Annotated in this window: 17 protein-coding genes; 12 read left to right on the top strand and 5 right to left on the bottom strand. The window is 45.0% G+C overall.

The features are described 5' to 3' along the window. The first annotated feature begins 47 nt into the window (after positions 1-47). Together QP775_RS19280 and QP775_RS19275 are read left to right on the top strand one after the other, a co-directional pair. Complete coding sequence (locus QP775_RS19280) at positions 48-881, top strand: CPBP family intramembrane glutamic endopeptidase (protein ID WP_285108496.1); 834 nt, start codon at positions 48-50, stop codon at positions 879-881. 253 nt (positions 882-1,134) lie between these two features. Continuing rightward, positions 1,135-2,328, top strand: a complete 1,194-nt coding sequence (locus tag QP775_RS19275; protein ID WP_285108494.1) for an MFS transporter — start codon at positions 1,135-1,137, stop codon at positions 2,326-2,328. Positions 2,329-2,401: 73 nt separating this feature from the next. Here QP775_RS19275 and QP775_RS19270 read toward each other — a convergent pair whose 3' ends face one another. After that, positions 2,402-4,198 carry a B12-binding domain-containing radical SAM protein gene (locus tag QP775_RS19270; protein WP_239332214.1) on the bottom strand — a complete coding sequence of 599 codons (1,797 nt, stop codon included), beginning with the start codon at positions 4,196-4,198 and terminating at the stop codon, positions 2,402-2,404. Between the two features lie 181 nt (positions 4,199-4,379). On the opposite strand from QP775_RS19270, the gene QP775_RS19265 reads away from it, so the two are divergent. The 4 genes from QP775_RS19265 to QP775_RS19250 all read left to right on the top strand — a co-directional run bounded on the left by QP775_RS19265 (position 4,380) and on the right by QP775_RS19250 (position 9,524). Then, complete coding sequence (locus QP775_RS19265; RefSeq protein ID WP_239332216.1) at positions 4,380-5,615, top strand: aminopeptidase; 1,236 nt, start codon at positions 4,380-4,382, stop codon at positions 5,613-5,615. A gap of 361 nt (positions 5,616-5,976) precedes the next feature. Further along, on the top strand, positions 5,977-6,903 hold the full coding sequence (locus QP775_RS19260) for a polyprenyl synthetase family protein (RefSeq protein ID WP_285108490.1): 927 nt from the start codon (positions 5,977-5,979) through the stop codon (positions 6,901-6,903). An 81-nt stretch (positions 6,904-6,984) separates the two neighbouring features. Continuing rightward, positions 6,985-7,164 carry a hypothetical protein gene (locus QP775_RS19255; protein ID WP_285108488.1) on the top strand — a complete coding sequence of 60 codons (180 nt, stop codon included), beginning with the start codon at positions 6,985-6,987 and terminating at the stop codon, positions 7,162-7,164. Beyond that, positions 7,155-9,524, top strand: a complete 2,370-nt coding sequence (locus QP775_RS19250) for an ATP-binding protein (RefSeq protein WP_285108486.1) — start codon at positions 7,155-7,157, stop codon at positions 9,522-9,524. The genes QP775_RS19255 and QP775_RS19250 overlap by 10 nt, the downstream gene beginning before the upstream one ends. Positions 9,525-9,721: 197 nt before the next feature. Here the strand turns inward: QP775_RS19250 and recQ are convergent, their stop codons facing one another. Then, positions 9,722-11,557: a DNA helicase RecQ gene (gene recQ, locus QP775_RS19245; RefSeq protein WP_285108484.1), complete on the bottom strand. Its 1,836-nt coding sequence runs from the start codon at positions 11,555-11,557 to the stop codon at positions 9,722-9,724. 557 nt (positions 11,558-12,114) lie between these two features. On the opposite strand from recQ, the gene QP775_RS19240 reads away from it, so the two are divergent. Further along, positions 12,115-13,002 carry an RluA family pseudouridine synthase gene (locus QP775_RS19240; RefSeq protein WP_239332396.1) on the top strand — a complete coding sequence of 296 codons (888 nt, stop codon included), beginning with the start codon at positions 12,115-12,117 and terminating at the stop codon, positions 13,000-13,002. A gap of 156 nt (positions 13,003-13,158) precedes the next feature. On the opposite strand, the gene helD is transcribed toward QP775_RS19240, so the two are convergent. Then, on the bottom strand, positions 13,159-15,516 hold the full coding sequence (gene helD, locus QP775_RS19235) for an RNA polymerase recycling motor HelD (protein ID WP_285108482.1): 2,358 nt from the start codon (positions 15,514-15,516) through the stop codon (positions 13,159-13,161). Positions 15,517-16,010: 494 nt separating this feature from the next. Between helD and QP775_RS19230 the strand changes: the two genes are divergently transcribed. The 3 genes from QP775_RS19230 (at position 16,011) to QP775_RS19220 (ending at position 19,261) form a co-directional block, all read left to right on the top strand. Then, positions 16,011-18,185 carry an anthranilate synthase component I gene (locus tag QP775_RS19230; protein WP_285108480.1) on the top strand — a complete coding sequence of 725 codons (2,175 nt, stop codon included), beginning with the start codon at positions 16,011-16,013 and terminating at the stop codon, positions 18,183-18,185. Positions 18,186-18,478: 293 nt separating this feature from the next. Beyond that, on the top strand, positions 18,479-18,904 hold the full coding sequence (locus tag QP775_RS19225) for a GNAT family N-acetyltransferase (RefSeq protein WP_285108478.1): 426 nt from the start codon (positions 18,479-18,481) through the stop codon (positions 18,902-18,904). A 102-nt stretch (positions 18,905-19,006) separates the two neighbouring features. Then, on the top strand, positions 19,007-19,261 hold the full coding sequence (locus QP775_RS19220; RefSeq protein WP_239332232.1) for a YciI family protein: 255 nt from the start codon (positions 19,007-19,009) through the stop codon (positions 19,259-19,261). 81 nt (positions 19,262-19,342) lie between these two features. Here the strand turns inward: QP775_RS19220 and QP775_RS19215 are convergent, their stop codons facing one another. Next, entirely contained in the window at positions 19,343-20,137 is a 795-nt protein-coding gene (locus QP775_RS19215) for a GNAT family N-acetyltransferase (protein ID WP_285108474.1), read from the bottom strand. A 105-nt stretch (positions 20,138-20,242) separates the two neighbouring features. Between QP775_RS19215 and QP775_RS19210 the strand changes: the two genes are divergently transcribed. Next, positions 20,243-20,632, top strand: a complete 390-nt coding sequence (locus tag QP775_RS19210) for a tautomerase family protein (RefSeq protein WP_285108472.1) — start codon at positions 20,243-20,245, stop codon at positions 20,630-20,632. Between the two features lie 107 nt (positions 20,633-20,739). On the opposite strand, the gene QP775_RS19205 is transcribed toward QP775_RS19210, so the two are convergent. Further along, positions 20,740-21,117, bottom strand: coding sequence for a VOC family protein (locus QP775_RS19205; RefSeq protein WP_285108470.1), 378 nt, complete (start codon positions 21,115-21,117; stop codon positions 20,740-20,742). 227 nt (positions 21,118-21,344) lie between these two features. On the opposite strand from QP775_RS19205, the gene QP775_RS19200 reads away from it, so the two are divergent. Beyond that, positions 21,345-22,127 carry an FkbM family methyltransferase gene (locus QP775_RS19200; RefSeq protein WP_285108469.1) on the top strand — a complete coding sequence of 261 codons (783 nt, stop codon included), beginning with the start codon at positions 21,345-21,347 and terminating at the stop codon, positions 22,125-22,127. The last annotated feature ends 83 nt before the right edge of the window (positions 22,128-22,210 follow it).

Genomic DNA, 22,210 nt, shown 5'->3' with positions numbered 1-22,210 from the left:
TAATACGCTAGTACAGCATACAAAAGAAAAAAATTGGAGGAACAAATATGTTTACACAAATTACAGATCAAATGAAGGCCATCATCTTTACAATAGTAGTGCTGCTGCTAGCTGTAGTTTTTGCATTACTACCGAATGTGAATTCACTCGTCTACATGCTAACCCCCACGCTGGCTGCGCTAATCATGATGTTTGTGTTTACTCGTGATGGCTTCAGCCGTGCTGGTTGGGCTGCATTAGGCTTGCATCGTTGGGGCTTCAGGGGTTACATGCCTGCCTTCTTCATCCCGCTGATTATAGCCTTTATCAGCTTTACTCTCGCATGGTCTTGCGGATTGATAAAGATTCAGCTTCCCGAGCAGTATGGAGGGGCACCATGGGCTGTGTTCCCAATCCTGATACTCCTCACTTTTGTAATTAATGTACTGACGACATCTTTAGGCGAAGAACTAGGTTGGCGAGGATATTGGCTGCCGATTTTAGTAAGAGTATTAGGAGAAAGACGAGCTTATGCTGCCAATGGCATCATTCATGGCCTATGGCATGCTCCTATTCTGCTTATGACACCCATCTATCACGCTGAGCAGCAGCCTCTTCTTGCCATACTGCTGCTTATTGTGAATTGTATAGCTCTTGCTCCACTCATTGGCAGCCTAAGGCTTCGGACCAACAGCATCTGGCCAGCCTCCATTTTACATACGACGCATAACCTGACTTGGAATGTGTTGATGAGCATGACAATACCACAATCCGCCCTCTCTTCCTATATCAGCGCCGAGAACGGTTTAATTACAGTTGCCTGTTATACGATAGCAGCCTCTGCTGTTTATTATCGCATATATAAAAAGACATTGTTCACACAAGACACCACCGTTCACTAGTTATATAAGCGATTCCCGATGTGATAAACCACTAACACTTCCCCCACGTAAGTGTCCCTACAATCGTGTGTAATAAGACTGCCTGTTCCACCAGGCAGTCTCTATTCCCATATCCGATAAAACCTAACCAAACAATTAAAGCGTTGACATCTAAACATAGTTCGAATAAAATCGAATTATCGAACAATGAGCCTGCACCTCTTGTTATAACTTCTCGCGGTTAAACCGTTTTTATGTCAAAGGAGTCTTTTATATGAAATCGATCATCTGGATGTTGTTTGCTATTATGTTTGTCATCGGTACGGATACCTTTATTGTATCTCCGCTGCTCCCCTTGCTTGATGCCAAGTTAGCGATTCCTATAGAGCTCTCAGGCTGGCTTGTATCGGCCTACGCAATCGGGTACTGTGTTACTGCTTTATTTGCAGGCCCCTTGTCGGACCGATGGAACCGTAAATCCTCGTTAATGATTGGGCTTGCCGCATTTGCTCTGTTTACTGCGGGCTGCGGACTAGCCTTCAACTTTTGGAGCTTGTTCCTATTCCGTCTTCTGGCAGGGATTAGCGCAGCTTTCGTATCACCACAAGTGTGGGCATCTATTCCACAACTCGTCCCTCAACATCAGATCATGCGCGCGATGGGCATAACAAGTGCTGGGCTTGCATGCGCCCAATGCTTCGGTGTCCCGCTTGGCAGCTACCTTTCAGCTTCGCACTGGCAGACACCATTTGTGGTTATCGGCGTGTTGGCGCTGCTGCTGATCGGCATCGTATACGCACAATTCCCTAATTTACCTGCACAAACATTAACATCGGGACATGCTGTCAACAGCATAAGCCGCATGTACCATGAATTACTGCGTAAACCCCATGCCATTAGATGGTTTGCTGGTTATTTCATATTTACGATGGGGATGTTCGCCGTTTTCTCCTTTATCGGCCATTGGCTTACGGATACATATAAACTTACTGTCTCTCAGATTGGCACCTTTGTGCTCGTTATTGGTGCTGGGAATCTGATCGGCAGCTTACTTGCATCTCACGTCGCCCAGCATGGATCACGTCGACGGGTCATATCCTTACTTATTACAGGTATGATCGCAGGATTTATCGTTGTGGCATACAGCACTTATCTGCCACTTGCTGCAAGTGCTTACTTTGCACTGACTGCATTAGGCGGCATTCTGTTCCCGCTGTTGATGATGATGCTGCAATCCTTGCATTCCGAAGCTCGCGGCATGATCGCTGCCCTGGCTAACGCAATGATGTATGGCGGCACGACGGTCGGTGCAGCCTGTGCAGGCATTCTCTATACGGTGGGCAGTGGCTTCACCACTATTATTTGGTTTACCATGGTGTGCTATCTCATTGCCTTAATTTTGTTCCGCACGAAAGATGATATTTCCGTATCCAACATTTCATTATCAAAAGTTTCTCTAAAAGTATAACTGCAACGCAGTCCATGAGAACAGGCCTGCCCTAATTGACATAGGAGCAGACCTGTTTGACTATATAATCAGCTTACTTCAGTACGAGATTATGTTCCGGCACAAAGAACAACAGCGGTTTCTCATCTTCCGTCTGTTGGTATAACACGATCACGATGGTGGACGTCTCATGCTCAACAGTCTTTTTGTTAGAATTCACAGCTTCAGCATTATCTAAAGTCATCCACTGCAGCGCGTCAAATGATAGACGTTCCACAACAGCATGCTTATGAAGCTCTTTCTCACTTAATCCAAGACTCGCAAACACGCTGGACACTTGATCTGGTTGCTGGGCTGCGTAACGTAATACATTGGCGGCTTCGTCTTTTGACAACGATACATCCCACCATATTTTACGCGGCTTGTACTTATGGTTCATAAAGTAATCCAGCTTCATCAACCCAAGCGCAACGGATGTCTGTTTTAATTCCCGCTCCTGCAAGAAGCCCCGAAGTCGCACAAATAAATCTTCTAGCTGATGGCCGATCTTCTGCCAGCCTTTGGACTCCCAATAATCACCGAACGCCTGAAAGAAATCAAATGGTGAATCAAACTCCCGTTCCATCAGATGTTCCATCGTATAGTCCATGCGATGTGAATTCCAATATTTCTCCAGCACATCTTCAAGCCTCTTTAAACGAACCACATCATCAAAAGGCATCACGTTATTGCTTAACATTTCATAAGGTGCATGGTCCATATAAATATATCCATACTTCTCTGCATCTCGTCTTAGTCCCGTTCCCCGCAGCATTTTTAAGAATCCAAGCTGCAGTTCCTCCGGTCTTAACGCAAACACATCATTAAACGTTTTACGGAATGTGTCATAGTCTTCAAGCGGCAATCCGGCAATTAAATCCAAATGCTGATCGATTTTCAGACTATCCTTCACTTTGTTCACTGTACGTGTCAGCTTCGCAAAGTTCTGACGACGCTGTACCAATTCGTTAGTCGAATCGTTCGTAGATTGTACACCAATTTCAAATCGGAATATGCCTGGAGGCGCATTCTCTGCCAAGAAATCCAGTACTTCAGGTCGCATAATATCAGCCGTAATCTCAAACTGAAAAACACAACCTTGGTGGTTGTCAATCAGAAATTGGAACATTTCCATTGCATAGTCACGTTTAATATTAAAGGTACGGTCCACAAACTTAATCAGATTTGCCCCGTTTTCAATCAAGTATAAAATATCAGCCTTCGTTCGCTCCATATCAAAATAACGCACGCCTACTTCAATACTGGACAAACAGAACTGACAGCTGAATGGACATCCACGACTGGTCTCAAAATAAACTACACGTTTACCGAGCTCACCAATATCCTCCTTAAAGCGATGAGGGGACGGGATTTCATTCAGATCCAACTTGGGACGAGGCGGATTAATGGCAACTTTGCCGTGCTTGTCCCGATATGCAAGTCCAAACACAAAGTGGTATTTTTGATCTGTGCTCATCTCACGCAGCAGATGTAATAATGTTTCCTCCCCTTCGCCCACAACGATGAAATCAACATCCGTTACTCTTTCCATCCAATATTGAGTGTCGTATGACACCTCAGGACCCCCGAGGAGAATCCGAACGTCCGGACGAACCTTACGCAGCATGCTTATCACTTTAATCGTCTCTTCAATATTCCATATATAACACGAGAAACCGATCACATCCGCATTTCGCTGGTACAAATCAGATACGATGTTCATCACCGGATCCTTTATCGTGTACTCTGCCAATTCTACGTCAAATTCATGCTCACAATGCGCCTTCAAGTACCGGATCGCAAGCGAGGTATGAATATACTTTGCATTTAATGTCGCTAATACAACTTTCATAATTTCTCCTTTCTGCTAACAGCAGCCCTTCCCATTATAACCATTTGCATCAATTAATTCGACAATCGCTGCGATTATGTCCAAACACCAAAATTTGTAGATTTCAAAAGTCTGTTTTGATTGAGATCGTAAAATGGTTTATATTTGTAACACAGGTCAATTATTAAAGGAGGATTTCCCAATGACTGCATCATTTGAACACAACTTAAAAAAATATGCGAATCTAATCGTAAAAGTAGGCGTAAACGTTCAGCCAGGACAAGATGTATACGTAACCGCGACTACTGAAGTTGCTCCGCTTGCCCGCCTGGTAGCTCGCGAAGCCTATGAAGCCGGCGCAGCCAACGTTCATGTCGACTGGGTTGACGAGGAATTGTCCCGCTTAAAATATGAGAAAGCAGCAGATGAAGTGTTTACGGAATACCCAGAATTCGAGGCTTTAAAACGAAACACATTTGTCGACAAGCGTGCCGCATTTGTTGCAATTGTCTCATCTAACCCTGACTTGTTAAAAGGCATCGATCCGCAGCGAATCGGTAACTTCCAGAAAGCATCCGGCCAAGCACTTGATCATTATCGCAAAGCCGTTCAATCTGACAAAGTAAGCTGGACAGTCGTTGGTGCTGCTAGTGTAGACTGGGCTGCCAAGGTATTCCCCGATTCAAGCCCTGAAGATGCAGTAGATAAGTTATGGGATGCCATCTTTGCCTCTGTACGCCTCCATGCGGAAGATCCTGTACAAGCTTGGGCCGACCATAATACTACCTTACATAAGAAAGTCGATGTTCTGAACGGCCAGCATTTCCATAAGCTGCATTACCGGGCTCCAGGCACAGATCTGACGATTGAGCTGCCAGAGAAGCACCTATGGGTTGGCGCAGGCAGCACTAACGAGCAAGAAGTTCCGTTTATGGCGAACATGCCAACGGAAGAAGTGTTCACAGTGCCGTTTAAGGAAGGTGTTAACGGCTACGTGTCCAGTACGAAACCGCTCAGCTATGGTGGCAATCTAATTGATAACTTTAAGCTGACGTTTGAGCAGGGCCGGATTGTCAAAGTAGAAGCAGAACAAGGTCAAGAAATTTTGCAGCACCTTGTGGATACAGACGAAGGTTCGCATTATCTGGGGGAAGTTGCACTTGTTCCACATCACTCCCCGATCTCAGAGTCGAACATTTTGTTCTACAACACGTTATTTGACGAAAATGCTTCCAATCACCTTGCGATCGGCAGTGGTTATGCATTTAACGTAGAAGGCGGCAAAAAAATGTCCAGTGAGGAGCTGAGCGCTAACGGCGTAAATAACAGCATCACACATGTGGACTTTATGATCGGCTCAGCCGAGATGGATATCGACGGCATCTTGCAGGATGGCACAGTCGTGCCTGTATTCAGAAAAGGTAACTGGGCTATTTAATAAAATCATTATGCATAAAGCGGCAGAGCCTTCAGGCTTCTGCCGCTTATTTAATTGCCGGGGACAGGTAGATGGAACCGCCAACACGGGTCGATCTCTGGTCATGCTGTGAGTTTCATGACAGGCTTCAAGGAAGCTAATTAAACGTTATTTAACGGTTAGTATACAACAAAGCAAGGGCGTCAAGCTCCTGACTTCTCCCTTTAATACACTTTCAATTGGGACGAAGCTGGATAAGAAATATTTCACTTAAAATGTTTATCGATATCATTTTTAATAACAGCTCTTATTCAGTTGCCTGTTTTTTCTTTTGTAGTTATTATTATCATTAGTAGTATAGTATCAATTGTGGAGGTGAGACATGGAAATAGAACTAGTGAGAATGAAAGAGGAACTGTACGCATTGATCGATGATTTTTTTACAGATTCGATAAGATTATATGCGCGTCGTTTCTTGGATGACAAACTAGAAGAAGGTACTCATTTTGGTTTGTTGACCATATTCCACTATCGGATGTTTGGGGGAGAAGGAGAACTGATTTATAAAGCTGGCGCTGCTATGGAACTGTTCATGCTTAGTTATGATATCTTCGACGACGTACAAGACCAAGACGCCTCACATAAGTCCTGGATGCAGATTCCCCAGCCCTTGGCCATTAATGTTGCAATCGGATTATTGAACTTGGGACATTATGCTCTACAGTCTAGTTCAACAGACTTGGAACGTGTTCGTTTAGTCGCTAATCTGGCGCATCGTCATTTGTTAGCTGCTGTGAATGGACAGACGATAGACCTTATGAACAGCGTTGTGGATATGGAATCATACATGAACATGATTGAACAGAAATCTGCTTCCATGTTGATTATGGCGTGTACAACAGGAGTACTGCTTGCTACAGGAGAATACAATACTACCGTCGAGACCTACGCAAGAGAAATGGGCTTTGGAGCCCAATTGTTTAACGATTACCGTAATATGATTCGCTGGGAACACTCCAGTGATATCGCTTCAGGTAGAAGGACGCTGCCAATTCTAATTCTGTTGGATGAGCTTCACAAAGCAGAATACTTAAGCGAAGCACAATTCAACAAGCTTCCAGAATATATAAGCAGCGAACCGTTCAGAAGCGAAATTATTCGTCTATTTGAGAACGCTGATGTTGAAATGTACATTGATGTCCTTCTCAGAACACATTATTTCCAATGCATGGAGCACTTTGATTCCTTATCTTTGCCTGATTCCAGCAGAACCTTATTTATTAATTATTTTGTTAATGGTCTAAAGTAAACCGCATCCGTTAGTTGGAGAAAAAGTAACATCTCTAGCGTCCAATAAGATTAAAAGTATTTATAAAATGGAGGGATTTACATGTTATTAAACATTATGAAGGAACTTAAAAACGATGCTGGCAAAATGGAATTGTTTATGACTGGGCAGCTGCAGTTTGCAGGAATGTCAGCGAGTCAAGAGCGAGCGCTTAAAGCTTCTTTGAATACACACAAGGAGGCTAGAGAGAAATACTCATTTGGGTTCTGGGCGTGGGCGTAAAAAGAAAATTCATTAACTGGATAGATGCACTTTTTGTTATCGTTCTACTGTTCGTTATCATTCATCTCGTCAATGTATCATTAGCTAATGCTAAAATAGGGCTAATCGTGACCCAATCTTCAGGAGAATATCGGATTACCGAGGTGTATCCATTTGATCAAGCTGATCAAAATAAGATACAAGTAGGGGATATATTACTTGAAGTGAATGGCCGCGATGCAGGTGAGCATTACTATGTTGAAAAGTACAGAAGTGTAGAACAAGCTGACACATTACTCATTCAAAAACAAAATGGCGAAATCCAGGAAATACATATTAACAATAAAAACTGGCTGGATAACATTAATACAAACACCTTGTTTTTTACCATCATCGTACCTGGCTTATTTTTATTCGTTTTTCTTCTAATGTCTTTTATTGTGTACGTCAAAAAGAAAGATGATAATGCAGCCAGACTACTTATTCTTTTTTTTATTTCTGTCGGCATGATCTATTTTGCTTCTCCTGCCTCTGGCAGACTAGACCTCGTGGGCAAGCTGCTTATGTCCTTACTACCTCTTTGTTTCTGCATATATATGTATTTCATGAACGTGTATCTAGCTCGCTTCAAAATCAAATTTGTCAAACCAGTGATTATTCATACACTTACTGCTATTGTAGCCACACAATGTATTCTTAGTGGTTTATTTATGGTGGACACTATCGAGTTCGACATTATTTGGATGATCAACCCGATCTTTTTAGCTTTGATCGCGGTTAGTTATTTGATCTGTTTGTACCGACTAATCATCATATTTAAGCGATATCGATACACAAAGCTCAATCCGTTATTTAAATTTATGCTTGTTGCCCATGCGGCGTCTTTTATCCCTTTTGTATTAAGTAATGTTATTACGCTATTTTTCTTTAAAGTCCAACTGCTTCCCGCCTTTTTCAGCACCTTGTTCTTGTTGGCGTTGCCCGTAAGCTATCTGTATTTATTTACTTCAAATCGTTTATTCGATATTGATTTTATGCTTACAAGGTTTAAGTACTACACCGCATTATCCGTATTACCTGCACTTGGCGTTCTGCTCTTTATAGCGGTAATTCTTAATATTAAGTATGACAAGACGTGGGTTCAATGGTTTCAGATCTACGTAGTCATTCATATCGGGTTCACGCTTTTTCTTTACCTCAAAGAGCTTATTGATTATAAGTTTCGCCCCAAATTTTTTAAACAGATGTATAGCTACCAGGACAGTCTTGACCGCTTCTCCCGTTCGATGGCACGTGTCATGAAAAAAGACGACCTGATTCGTGCCATTGAACAAGAAGTGTCAATCATGCTGCCTTATTGTAAATATCAGTTTTTAACGGTCAACAGCGATCACCAGAGCGTGACTCCAGTTCCCTCTAGTGACATTGACCAAGCGATCTCAAAAGCACTATTAGCAAGCGCCTATACTTTTCAAATCGCTGATGTGATCACGATGCCGCATGGTGTCGCCTTAATAATTGGCAAACGAAAAGATTGTCTGTATGTACTTTGGATTGGAAATAAAAATAACCGTACCTTATTTAATGTGGATGAGCTTCAATGGCTGAAGACCATTGCTAACTACACTAGCATTGTGCACGAGAACTTGTACTTTCTTGAGAATCTAATGGAGCAGCTAGAAGAAGAAATGAGTCAAGCACAGTCTGCTTCAGCATCTCCTTGGCTGCTTCGGCTCTTGTTCCTCCTGTCCGAGAATGAACGACGTCGACTAGCTTCAGATCTCCATGATTCAGCTCTACAGGACCAACTCATCTGGTACAGAAGACTTGAAACTTTTATGGTAGACAATAAGATGTCTGCACATATGCACAATGAGCTGTACCAGATCAAAGAAGGATTGCTCGACGTCATCCATCAGATTCGTGAAACGTGCAATGAATTAAGGCCTCCGTTAATCAACGAGCTCGGCATTGTAGAGGCGATACAATCTCTAACGGATCACCTGCAGCTTCAAGTAAACTTCGCTGTCATTCTACAGGGCAAGCCCGTGGCGGCAAAGCTGAGCGAAGAACAGATTACAGCAGTTTATCGAATTATGCAGGAATTATTGCGTAATACAGAAAAGCATGCGAAAGCGAATCAGGTCATTATTGATATCGAGGAAATCGACCGTCATATTCATCTTGCTTATAAAGACGATGGTATTGGCATGAACCTCGAAAACATGCAATCATCATTTAGTCGTATGGGCTTATCAGGAATTCGTGAGCGAGTGATCAGTCTGGAGGGGAAAATTGAGTTCCATTCTGAAGAAGGTGCAGGCTTCAGTGTACATATGATAATACCGATCAGCTTATCAAACCGACGAGAAGAAGTGTGACTATCAATGTGGCTATCGTTGATTCGTATCTGATCAGCTAATGAAGAAGGACCCGGCGATTCGGGTCCTTTACTTGTAGGTTGAGGGTATTGGTTAATAGTTGATAAATGTTGATAATAAGAGCTCATAATGACCCCCTTACAAAGATGCAAAGGAAGTTCACTATTGCCAGACAACCGCCCATTGAATAGATATGCTCATTCGTCTATTTCTTCCCAGTCGCCACGCTCATCTTGCTCCGCTTCTGCATCCTTTAACTGCCGGAACAGTTCCAAGAACGGCATTCCAAACTTCTTGATCTTGGCTTCCCCGACACCTTTCACCTTTAAGAAAGCAAGCTCTGTCGTCGGACGTGTCTCTGCCATCTCGCGCAGTGTGCTGTCATTAAAGACGATGTATGGCGGCACATTCGCTTTGTTGGCAATGTCACGACGCAGCAGTCGAAGCTGCTCAAACAACGTCTCATCCACCGCAGCTGACGCCTTGGGTTTAAGCGAGCTGGCAACTCTCTGCATGACCTTGAGCTGCCCTTTCAGAACATCTGCAGCCGGTTGAAGCAGCCGGACAACCGGATACTGGCCTTCGCTAAGCTGCAAGTATCCATCTGCAATCAATACGTAGATCAAGTCTGCGATCGCCTTATCGGTTAGATGACGCATCTCACCATGAGTAGACAGCGTATCAAATCGATAGTCGAGTACTTTCTTGTTCCGTGATCCTTTGAGCACAGAGGCAACCATCGAGACACCAAATCGCTCTCGCATCCGATAAATACATGAGAAGATCTTCTGCGCTTCAACGGTAATGTCTACCTCTTCACGCTCATCTTTGCAGTTGCCGCATACGCCGCAGGGGATCTCGTTCTCCTCACCGAAGTACTTAAGCATATAAGTCTGCAGACAGCCAAGCGTATAGCAATAATCGATCATTGATTGCAGCTTCTTATACTCATGTGCCTTGCGTTCAGGCAACGACTCACTCTGCTCGATAAAGAACTTTTGTGTCTGTATGTCCTGCGGATGGAATAACAGCACGCATTCACTAGGCTCACCGTCACGCCCTGCACGCCCCGCTTCTTGTACATATGCCTCCATATGCTTCGGCATATTGTAGTGCAGGACATAACGTACGTTCGACTTATCGATACCCATGCCAAATGCATTTGTCGCCACAATGACCCGAATGTCGTCATAAAGGAAGGCTTCCTGCATTTTAGCCCGCTCGTCGTCCGATAAGCCTGCGTGGTAACGGCCTGCAGGAACGCCTGCCTTCTCCAGCATCTCGTGCAAATCCTCCACTTCCTTACGTGTGGAGGCGTAGATCACTCCTGACTGACTAGCCCGCTGCTTGACATAGTTAAGCGTGAATTCTTTGCGATTCTCTCCGCGCAGCACGGTAAAAGCAAGATTATCCCGCTTGAAGCCGGTAATCACCAGCTCGGGCTGGCGCAGCTCCAGCAGGCGAATAATGTCTTCCGTCACTTCAGGCGTCGCGGTCGCCGTAAATGCCGCCACGAGTGGACGCTCGCCAAATTCATGCGCGGCAAGCGCGCGCACAAAAGGTGCGATTGCTCGGTAACTCGGGCGGAAGTCATGCCCCCATTGCGAGACGCAGTGGGATTCATCAACTGCGATAAAAGAAATTCGCAGGGAGGCCGCCCGTTCACGGAACCAATCGCTTTCAAGCCGCTCAGGTGCTACATAGAGCAGCTTCAGTTTCCCTTGTTCCGCCTGACGAAGAATACGGTTTACCTCGGCAGCTTCTTGTGTGCTATTAATAAATGCGGCTTCAACACCTAACGTGTGGAGCGCATCTACCTGATCCTTCATCAGCGAGATCAACGGCGAAATAACCAATGTCAGCCCGTGCTGAAGCAGTGCCGGGATTTGGTAGCAGATCGACTTACCTCCACCCGTCGGCATAATACCTACTGTATCCTGTCTATTTAACAAATGCTCGATAATGAGTGTCTGGCCTTCCCGGAAATCTTCATATCCATAAATACGCTTAAGCGTGTCCCGTGCATCCATCATCGTTAATGCCATTGCAGCAATCTACTCCCTTTGTTCAAGATCCCGTATATCACGATCCAGTTGTGTATGTTGTTAGTATACCATGTGAGTACTGCTCGTGCAGGGCTAATCAACTCCACTTAAACTTAGAAAAAAGCAGGCTTTAGCCATCTTATAGCGGTTGTTCGCCCTTTTTGATATGATAGGAATATTAAATTCGGTTACGAATGAGGAGCTATCCATCTATGAAATCACAGCGTCAGCCAAGAAAGACCAACCACGCTAACAAATCCACTGCCCAACGGCAGCCTAAGCATGGATCAAACACATATACAGCATCATCGAACTCTAACGCTAAGAGCAAGTTTGATTACGCAGCAGCACCTTCGAGGAACGATCGCTCATCTGCCCAACAATCTGCTGGGGCTCCTGGCAAGCAAGCCCATTCCTCTGCCAGACACACAGCCGCCAACAAGGGTGCACGGTCTGCTTTTGAATATTCGACTAAGCCAGTTCCAGCTTCTGCCTCCAAGCATAAAGCAGACACCAAGCGCCAAGATAAACCTGCCACGGCACCTATAAAGTCAAAGTCCTATGAAGTCAAGCAGCAAGGCGAACTTCTTGCTTTCCTGTTGGAACAGATGTCCGGTTCTGGACGCAACGCCGTCAAGGCGATGCTTGCGCGTGGTCAAATAGCGGTTAACGGTCGCGTAACCAAGGCCTACAACTACAACCTTGAGCCCGGGCAGACCGTTATCGTCCGTATAGGCCGCGCCCCAGAAGAAGTGCCAATGATTGGCTTGCGCATCATCCATGAAGATGATGATGTCCTTATTATTCATAAGGATGCTGGTTTGTTGTCCATTTCTTCGCATAATGACTTTCCAGGTGATGAAGTGACGGCTTACCGCCAGCTGATGGCTCATGTTCGCAAATCAGGCTCAAACAACCGTGTATTTGTTGTACATCGGCTTGATCGCGATACGTCGGGGGTTATGATGTTTGCAAAAAGCGAACATGTACAGCAGACGCTGCAGCAATCGTGGCAGGATACGGTTCAAGAGCGTACCTATATTGCGCTTGTAGAAGGCGCTGTAAAGAAGCCTGAGGGTACTGTAAAATCATGGCTCAAAGAAACCAAAACGCTTAAAATGTACTCCAGTCCATTCGCGAATGATGGCCAGCTAGCGATTACGCATTACAAATCACTGCAAACGAATCGCCATTATTCTCTATTAGAGGTAAACCTGGAAACCGGCCGCAAAAATCAGATCCGTGTCCATATGCATGATATCGGGCATCCAATTGTAGGCGATAAGAAATATGGCGCCAAGTCCAAAACCATTGGACGTCTTGGACTACATGCTCGCGTCTTGGCGTTTAAGCATCCGACTTCAGGCAAGCTGATGCGCTTTGAGACAGATATCCCTAAAACATTTACCAATCTGTTTCGTGAAGAACGGTAATTCATAAGCGTATAATTGAAATAAGCCTGGCAGCTCACCTGCCAGGCTTATTTCTAGCTCGAATTCTTCGTAAGATCATCTTGAACCAAACTATAACACCAAACGCAATCGTTAATATGCATCATATCCCACTCGCAGAAGCCTAACAGTTCACTACTAATTTCCTTCTACGTGTACGTAGCTGTCTTCACCAACTTCATTAATAAATGGGCTTCGCTCCCCCGTATAATACATGTAGAGTTCATGCATGGCACGGGTACATGCGGTATAGAACAGTTTTCGTTCTCCTTCTTGGGCGTAATGTTCAGCGGATGTGTTATATACAAGCACAGCATCGAACTCCACACCCTTAGCCAAATACGAAGGGATAACCAGCGTCCCGCGCTCAAAAGAAGCTGTGTTCTTGCCGATGAGTCGAAGCTGAACCAGATCCTTCAGCGCCGCATGCGCACGTTCACTTTCAGCAGCCGTCTTGCAGATAACGGCGATAGACTGGTACCCTTCCGCTTGAAGTGATTGAATACGCTGAGCTATATTCTTTATTAGTACTGCTTCATTGGGTACCTTCATTAAGGTCGGCATCACACCGTTCCGATTAAACGGCTGGATCACCTCGCCGCCTTTAATCAACTGCCGCGTGAATTCGACGATCTGCCTTGTTGATCGATAGCTCTGCGTTAATACAAAGGTCTCTGTCTCGCCATCGTCATAATGCTCCTTGATCGCTTGCAACCCACTACCTGAACCTGCATGCGTAAAGATGGCTTGGTTCAAGTCGCCAAGCACTGTCATCCGGCTGCGCGGGAACATACGCTTCACAAAGAAGTATTGATAAGGCGAGTAATCCTGTCCTTCGTCAATAAAGACATGGCGGATTGTCGTATTGACGTGTACACCTTCAATTCGCCCTTGAAGATCAAGATAAGGCGTTGCATCCTCATAGAGCAGAATACCAGCATACAGACGTTCTGTCGTCATCCGGGCAATGCCCGCCCACTCATTTGGCAGCTTTGACTGCAAAGAAGCGGCTATACGAGTATTCTCGAACAACTGCATGTAAATGCCTTGCAAATCGATAAACATCAATTTTTTAACCATATTTCGCAGCGGTTTTAACGCATCCTGAACAATCTTAATCGCCATCAGTTCCTGTTCACGATCAAAATCATCAAAGGTATCCTCTTCAGGCGTACTTCCGCGTCTGCGTCGAAGTTCTTGATGCGCCCACAAGTAGTCCTCTTTTTCCAGCAGCTCCATCTGTTCTTCTACCCATGGCTTTTGAGTCTGCGTTCGAGAATATGCCTTTAACTGTTTGAGTATCCAATCCTTCAGCATATCCACCCGATTCGGAATTGAAATCGCCTGACTATACGAATAGAACAGCTCACATAATCGTTCAGCAGAAACAATCACATCATCATGGAAGTAAATAGACTTAAATATCATACCTTCTCGCCCCAAATACTCCACATATCGTTCGATCGTCTCCATAAAACTGACGGAAGATTTATAACTGACAGCAGCCATTCGCACACCGTAAGCAGCATCATCTTTGGCTGAATGCTCATATTCCAGCAAATCAATCGGATCTTCCACTGCAAAGAAGGGACTTAAGCGGTGATCCAAAAACTCCTGATAAGTAACCTGCTGCATATTTTCCTCACCAAGCTCTGGCAGCACCGTTGATACATAATGGTTAAACATCGGGTTAGGGGAAAATAACACAATTTGTTCTGCACTGAGCGTCTGACGATAACGATACAGGAGATAAGCAACACGCTGCAATGCAGCCGAAGTCTTACCACTACCCGCTGCACCTTGCACGACAAGCAGTCTGCTGTGTTCATTGCGAATAATGCGATTCTGCTCACTTTGGATCGTAGCTACGATACTCTTCATTTGAGAGTCTGCCTGTTTCCCCAACACTTCTTTAAGCAGTTCGTCGCCAATTGTCACACCCGTATCAAACATGCTGCTGATGCGACCATTACGAATAATAAACTGCCGTTTTAATTGCATCTCACCATCAATTGCTCCACCAGGCGTCTCGTATTTGGCTGGGCCTGGCGGGTAATCGTAATACAAGCTGGATACTGGTGCTCGCCAATCATAAATTAGGAACTCCATTCCACTCTTATCTAATAATGAAGCAATGCCAAGGTACACCTTATCCGCACCTGGCTCGCCCGTCTCCTTAAAATCAATGCGGCCGAAATAAGGTGACTGCTCCAGCCTTGCCAATGTCTTCATTTGCTTTTGCGCATGACGATGGCTCCGTTCCCGCTCGGACATCAGCTCGGCTTGCTGCTTAATGCTCGCTGCCGTCTCAGCGGCTTCATCACCGTCCTCAAAGTTAACGGTTACGTCGTCCCAGAACGTCTTTCGGATGTCTACGATATCCGTTCTCACGTCACTTACTTGATGCCCCAGAACTTCAATACGATCATGGATTTCAGCCACAATACGATTGACGCGTTCCTGCTCGTTCAGCCACTCTTGATTGTCTGTACTCATGTCACCGCTCCCTTTATGTTAATAATTACATACTGTTTGACAAAGCATTATTTCTGTGGTAATCTATTATTAGATAATAATGCTTAAATCACTAAACGCTAGACAATAAGTACTCCCATCTTAGCATATGAGTGGGCTAGCTTCAAGCTATTGTTAGCATTTCCCAGATGAATTAAGACATCGTTTATTAATAACAGGCGAAGACTTTATGTCTTCGCTTTTTTGATGTTCGGAACAGCTTTCCTTTGACGAACTCGACCTTTTTCATTACAATGAGATAAATCTTAGTATAGAAAGCTAAGACAGGCATGAAAGCGAGCGAATTCGGCAGTTGACTGTACGATGTGCAAGCCGTTCATGCAGGATACCAGTTGAGCAGAGTAGAGCAGAGAGAACGTTGAGATGAGTTGAGTCGAGCAAAGTTATATATTTATCTACGCTAGGGGATTCTTCTTCTCAGCTCTCTTCTCCACATTTTAAGGAGGAAGAGACAGATGAGCATTCACTTTCCATTATCCGCACAGCAACACAATTATGTTACCCACGGCGGCGTTCACGTTACCCGTCATTTAATTCCGACTGAAATTGAGGCATCCATCACAAGAATAGTGTCTCGGATCGATCAGGTTCGAGGTGCTTTGTTTACGAGTGGTTATGAATATCCCGGACGTTATTCGCGCTGGGATATCGGATTTACCGATCCACCACTGGAACTGCGTGCCTCTGGCAAGCAGTTTGAATGTCGTGCGCTTAATGCACGCGGTTGTGTACTCCTTGACATCATTCGCCCTCACCTTGAACGTACATCTGAACTAATAATTAAATCAAATACCGATAGCACCATTCTCGGCACTATGGAATCGGCTGAGGAAGTTGTATTTGAAGAAGAACGGACACGCCAGCCCTCCATCTTCATGCTGATGCGTCTCTTCAAAGACATATTTCACTCGCCTGAAGACTCCCACCTTGGCTTATATGGTGCCTTTGGATACGATCTTGTGTTTCAATTTGAGTCTTTGCGCTTAAAACATACACGTTCCGACACCCATACAGATCTTGTACTTTACGTGCCCGATGAGATTGTTATCGTCGATCGACATATCGGCCAGGCCTATACGCTTTATTATGATTTCGCATTTGAGGGGCTCACAACACAGGATATGGAACGAGCAATTGCCAATGATATCACTGGTACAGATGCTCACATTCCCTCACCACAGCCTTACCAGCCAGGAAAATACGGGCAACTCGTCGAAGAAGCTGTCCATGAATTTCGTGCGGGCAACTTGTTTGAAGTGGTGCCCTCCCATACGCTCGTGGAGCCTTATCATGACAAGCCTTCCGAAGTATTTAAACGGTTAAATGCGATTAACCCCAGTCCTTACGGATTTTTTATCCATCTGGGACATGAGCATCTGGTTGGATCATCACCCGAAATGTACGTGCGCGTAGAAGGAAATCGGGTTGAAACTTGCCCGATCTCCGGTACGATTAAGCGTGGTATATCTCCGCTAGAAGATGCGGAGCAGATTCGTACCTTGCTTAATTCCAAGAAGGACGAAGCGGAGCTAACGATGTGCTCAGATGTAGATCGGAACGATAAGTCACGGATTTGTGTTCCTGGCAGTGTCAACGTAATTGGCCGACGCCAGCTGGAAATGTACTCCCATTTGATCCATACCGTAGATCATATTGAAGGCAGACTATTGCCGGAATTTGATGCCTTAGATGCGTTTATGACACATATGTGGGCGGTTACAGTTACAGGCGCTCCCAAGCGTGCCGCGATCCAATGGATCGAAGACCACGAGGCAGACGCGCGCGGCTGGTACGGCGGTGCTGTCGGCATGTACACGTTTAACGGCAATCTGAATACGGGTCTGACACTCCGTACCATTAGGATGAGTCACGGTGTTGCCCAAGTGCGGGTAGGAGCTACCCTGCTGTATGATTCCATCCCTGAAGAGGAAGAACAAGAAACACTTGTAAAAGGTGCTGCCCTCATTCAGGCTATCCGCGGTACTACAAAAGTGAAAAATGCTGAACAAGAGGACAATTTAACGGGTGTTGGACAGCGTATTTTGTTTGTTGACCACGAAGATTCCTTTGTCCATACGCTCGCCAGCTATTTCAGGCAAACAGGCGCTGAAGTCATAACGGTCAGAACCAAACACGCGCAGCAGCTGCTTCGTCAAAATAATACCTTTGATCTTGTTGTCCTGTCGCCAGGACCTGGGACACCGAGCGACTTTGATCTTCACACGACAATACAGCTGTGTGCGGATCGCCAGCTGCCGATATTTGGCGTTTGCTTAGGCTTGCAAGGGATTGTCGAATACTTTGGCGGTCAACTAGGTGTTCTGGACTATCCACAGCACGGTAAACCGGCATGCCTGTCTATTACGCAGCGTACTCCGCTCTGGGATGGGCTGCCGTCCAGCTTTAAGATTGGCCGCTACCATTCACTGTACGCCGCACAAGTACCCGAGTGCTTGCAGGCTACTGCCATGGCCGATGACGGAGTTGTGATGGCAGTGGAGCACAAGGAGTTGCCCATCGCGGCCGTCCAATTCCATCCGGAATCCATTTTGACCATGTCTGGTGCCGCGGGGCATAGGATCGTGTCAAACGTAATGGCGATGCGCCGCACAGCAGTACAGGCGAACTAAGTCACACAGACGGGCACAAAGCACACAATCCATCAGCTTGTAAGATCATTTAAGATAAACCGTAAAAACTAGCAAAAAGAAACACAAAAGAGCGGGTCTGCCCCGTTTTCTTTTGTGTTTCTTTTACTCCTTTTTATTGATAGCTGAAAGAGAAATTAATACTGTACTCCCGAGTGCGCGTACCTTGCTTATTTATCCAGCCTCACCATTGCTTTATAATAATCTTATGGACATGTTTTCAATCCAGAAAAGGATCATGTCCCATCAATTGATCTACCTATGGAGGGTATAATATGGATTCAGCAAACAGCAAGATAACCGTACTATACGAAGCTCCCCAACCTGAAGAATACTTACAATTAAGAGCACAGACTGGACTTAGCCTCAAATCGCTTGATGGAGCAAAAATCGGATTATCCAACTCCATTTTTGCTGTTATTTTACGCCAAGAGGACAAGCTAATCGGGATGGGAAGAATAATTGGAGACGGCGGCTGCTTTTATCAAGTAGTAGACATTGCAGTTGATCCTGCGCAGCAAGGCCAAGGATTAGGTAAGCTGATTATGAACGAAATAACGACATATTTGGACATCCATGCACCTAAAGGCGCATATATCAGTCTACTCGCTGATGTTCCAGCCGACCAACTGTATAAGCAATTTGGCTTTGACTATACGCAACCAAAGTCTTTAGGGATGTATAGACTCATCGCATTATAAGGCGGCTGACTGATAGCCGCTTTCCTTAAGTGCACTGCACAACCATCCCATTTAAGCTATAATAGTCTAATGAATCTACTAGTATCAAAGGAGAGCGATCATATGGCTTACTTTGCAGCAGTATTGGACATGAAAGACGAATCCAAAAACTTGACGTTCCGTCCGCATCATTTAGAGTACTTAGCTACGCTCAGCGAACAAGGAAAAGTACACTTAAAAGGTCCATTTAAAGACGGTTCCGGCGGCATGGTGATCTACATAGCAGATTCGCTGGAAGAAGCTCAGCAGCTTGCCGAAAACGATCCTTATGTAGTTGAAGGTGTGCGCAGTCTGCATCTCCGAGAATGGGGCATTTAACATGAACGCCAAGAGGACCGCTTAGCGGTCCTCTTTTATTTATGACAGAAAGCATGGGCTAGTACAGTACTTAAATGCCCTTTAACTAGAAACCTTTGTAATAACCGTATAGGCATTTGCGTGAGAAAAGCTGAGCTTTTCAGCCAGGCGCATCGATGATTTGTTGTCTATATTACATTCCCAACGCGGCATTAGACCTTGACGCCAACTATGCTGTATGAATGCCGCTGCAGCAATACGACCTAGACCTAGTCCACGGAATTCCGGATGTGTCGCAATATCTACTTCTACATAGGGATGTCCAAGGAAGATTGCCGTACATTCGCATACGATTCGTTCCTCGTAAGTAATGACATACCCGAAGCCTTTTCGTAAAAATCGTGTGACAGAACCCCAATACTCTTCGTAATAAGCAGCCTTAAACATCAAGCTCTCTTGTATCGTCTCCGGTGTTATACGCTTAAGCCCAAAACCTGCCTCCACATATGCGGGAGGAAATGAGTCCAGCTTGTGACGCAGCACATAAGAGGCTCTGCGGTGCCTTTCGCCGTTATCCCCCATCATATCGGTCAGCACCCGCTCCCATTCCGGTGATGAAACAAACACTGAAAAACGCTTGTTGGAATCTCGATATCGGTACGTATAAAGGCTGTTCAGCCATGCATACACATGGTGATCTGCCGCATTCCCCAATACAGCAAATAAACCGCTCTTTGTACCAATTACCGCCGTTGTTGGATTTAAGTTGTCATTTACCCAGACCGAACCTTCAATATTGTCATGCAGCACGGCATGTATGAGAGAAGGAACATACGTCATCTGTTCAATTAGAGGCTGCAAGAGCCGGTGAAGCGGCTTGGCGTCCAACAAAATCATGATGACTCCCCTTTTTATGAGCAAAATATGGAAACTTTTTATATGAATTATTATAATGTATTTTATAGTCTATCACCACTTCATATACAGGGGGCTCATTACCTGATGGGACAAGTCAAGGTATACGGCATACGAACGCAATTAAAGCCACGACAAGCTCAATTGTCGATGATTATTCATTCCTGCATCGTTGATGCACTACAGTGTCCTCCAGACAAAAAATTTCATCGATTCATCCATCTAGATCCAGAGGACTTCAGTTTTCCGTCTGACAGAAGTGCGAAGTACACCGTGATCGAGATCCTTATGTTTGAAGGGCGTTCCGTCGAAACAAAAAAACGTCTGATCAGCATGCTGTATCAGCATATTACGGAGCAGTTGGATATCGAAATGAATGATATCGAGATCACGATTATTGAATCTCCGAAGCATAATTGGGGGATACGCGGCCGTACTGGGGATGAACTGGAGTTAGCCTATCCAATTAATCTTTGATCAGATTGTTGGTAGGATGAAGTATCTTTTACGCTTCAAACTAATCTGCTGTACATAGAAAAGAGTCGCAGTGCGACCCTTCAGCAACATAGGTATTCCTTTGATGATTACGCGCATATCATGAGCAGATTCCCATCTGGATCTTTAAAAACAAACCAATGTCCATTCTCGATCTCTGTAACAAGCTCGATTCCTCTTTCCTGCATATATGCAAAGGAGGCATATATGTCATCGGTTTTTAACATCACCGCAGGTGTCTGGTAGGTCGGCGGACCATCAGGCGCCTTGCCGCCCCACATCGGCATCGTATCTAGAATAATACCAGTACCGTCTCGCATTGGGAGAGAACATAAGTGACCGCCAATAATGTCACATTCCACGGACAGTCCAAGCAGTGTACAATACCAGTCACGAGCTGCTTCTATGTTGCTGACAGGGATAAACACATTAGAGACCTCATTTAGAATAGGATTCGCAGCTGTCATCGCTTAATCTCCTCTCGCCTTTTCGATTTAACTCCCATACTCCTATCCTTATCCAGATTACACCAATTGGATTATATTGTATACTCGCATGTGCGACTATTCTAATTCACTAAACATGTATTCACAAGTATCTCATCAGCCTATGCATGCAACTACTTAACCACCCATAAACTGCTTATTAACAGCCTTATCGCACAGGCAAAAGCAAAAATAATGAGGTGGTACCTATGGATGCGTGCTATATTGGTAACCAGCGCATGCTGTTAAAAACGGGATACGGTGGCTTGCTTATCTGTCCGTCAGATGATTTAAGCTTGATGCCCTTTTTAGCCCTCACGGGGGTGTTCGAGTCTCCCTTAACGAATTACTTTTCTCGTATGGTTAAGCCTGGTCAGGTCGTTGTTGATGTCGGTGCCAATATCGGTTACTTTTCTGTTCTGCTTGGCCATCTGATCGGCCAAACAGGACACTTGTATGCCTATGAAGCAAATCCACATTTGCTCCATTTCCTAAATGATAACCTGTCATTAAATTATTTGCACGACCGCACTCAGGTGCGGCAAGAAGCTGTGTACCATGAGCCTGGGGATGTAACTTTTCATATCGCGAAGCGGTTTATGGGCAACAGTTCCATTCGCGAGCATGATCAAGCATACAACCAGCATTACACCGATGAGTTCGAAATCGTATCTGTAAAAGCGGCCGTTCTTGATCAAGAGCTGAAGCACCTGCCCCGTATTGACTGGCTTAAGGTTGATATAGAAGGAGGGGAATACGAAGCCTTCTTAGGCATGGAACAGCTTTTGCGAAATAAGGTTAACGTAACCGTGTTTGAAGTAAATAAAGCCATGATGCAGCATCGCTGGACCGCATTTACTGAACTACTGCAGAAGTACCACCACGACTGGGGCAAGTCGTTCTATATGCTGTCCCAAGAAGGTCTCCCCATACCGATTACATTGGAGCAGGTCATTCAAGACGGCAACTATCCTTTCGTGTTAATGTGCTAGGATAGCTTGTCAGTCTTTCGTCATTATAAGCAAGCATGGGGAGCAGGAGCCCATGCTTTTTTTGTCAGTCAAATGACCAGAAC

The organism is Paenibacillus sp. UMB4589-SE434, from assembly GCF_030226685.1.
Lineage (GTDB): Bacteria > Bacillota > Bacilli > Paenibacillales > Paenibacillaceae > Paenibacillus_B.
The sequence above is the reverse complement of the archived record's forward strand: the minus strand, read 5'-3'. Positions and strand labels throughout refer to the sequence as shown.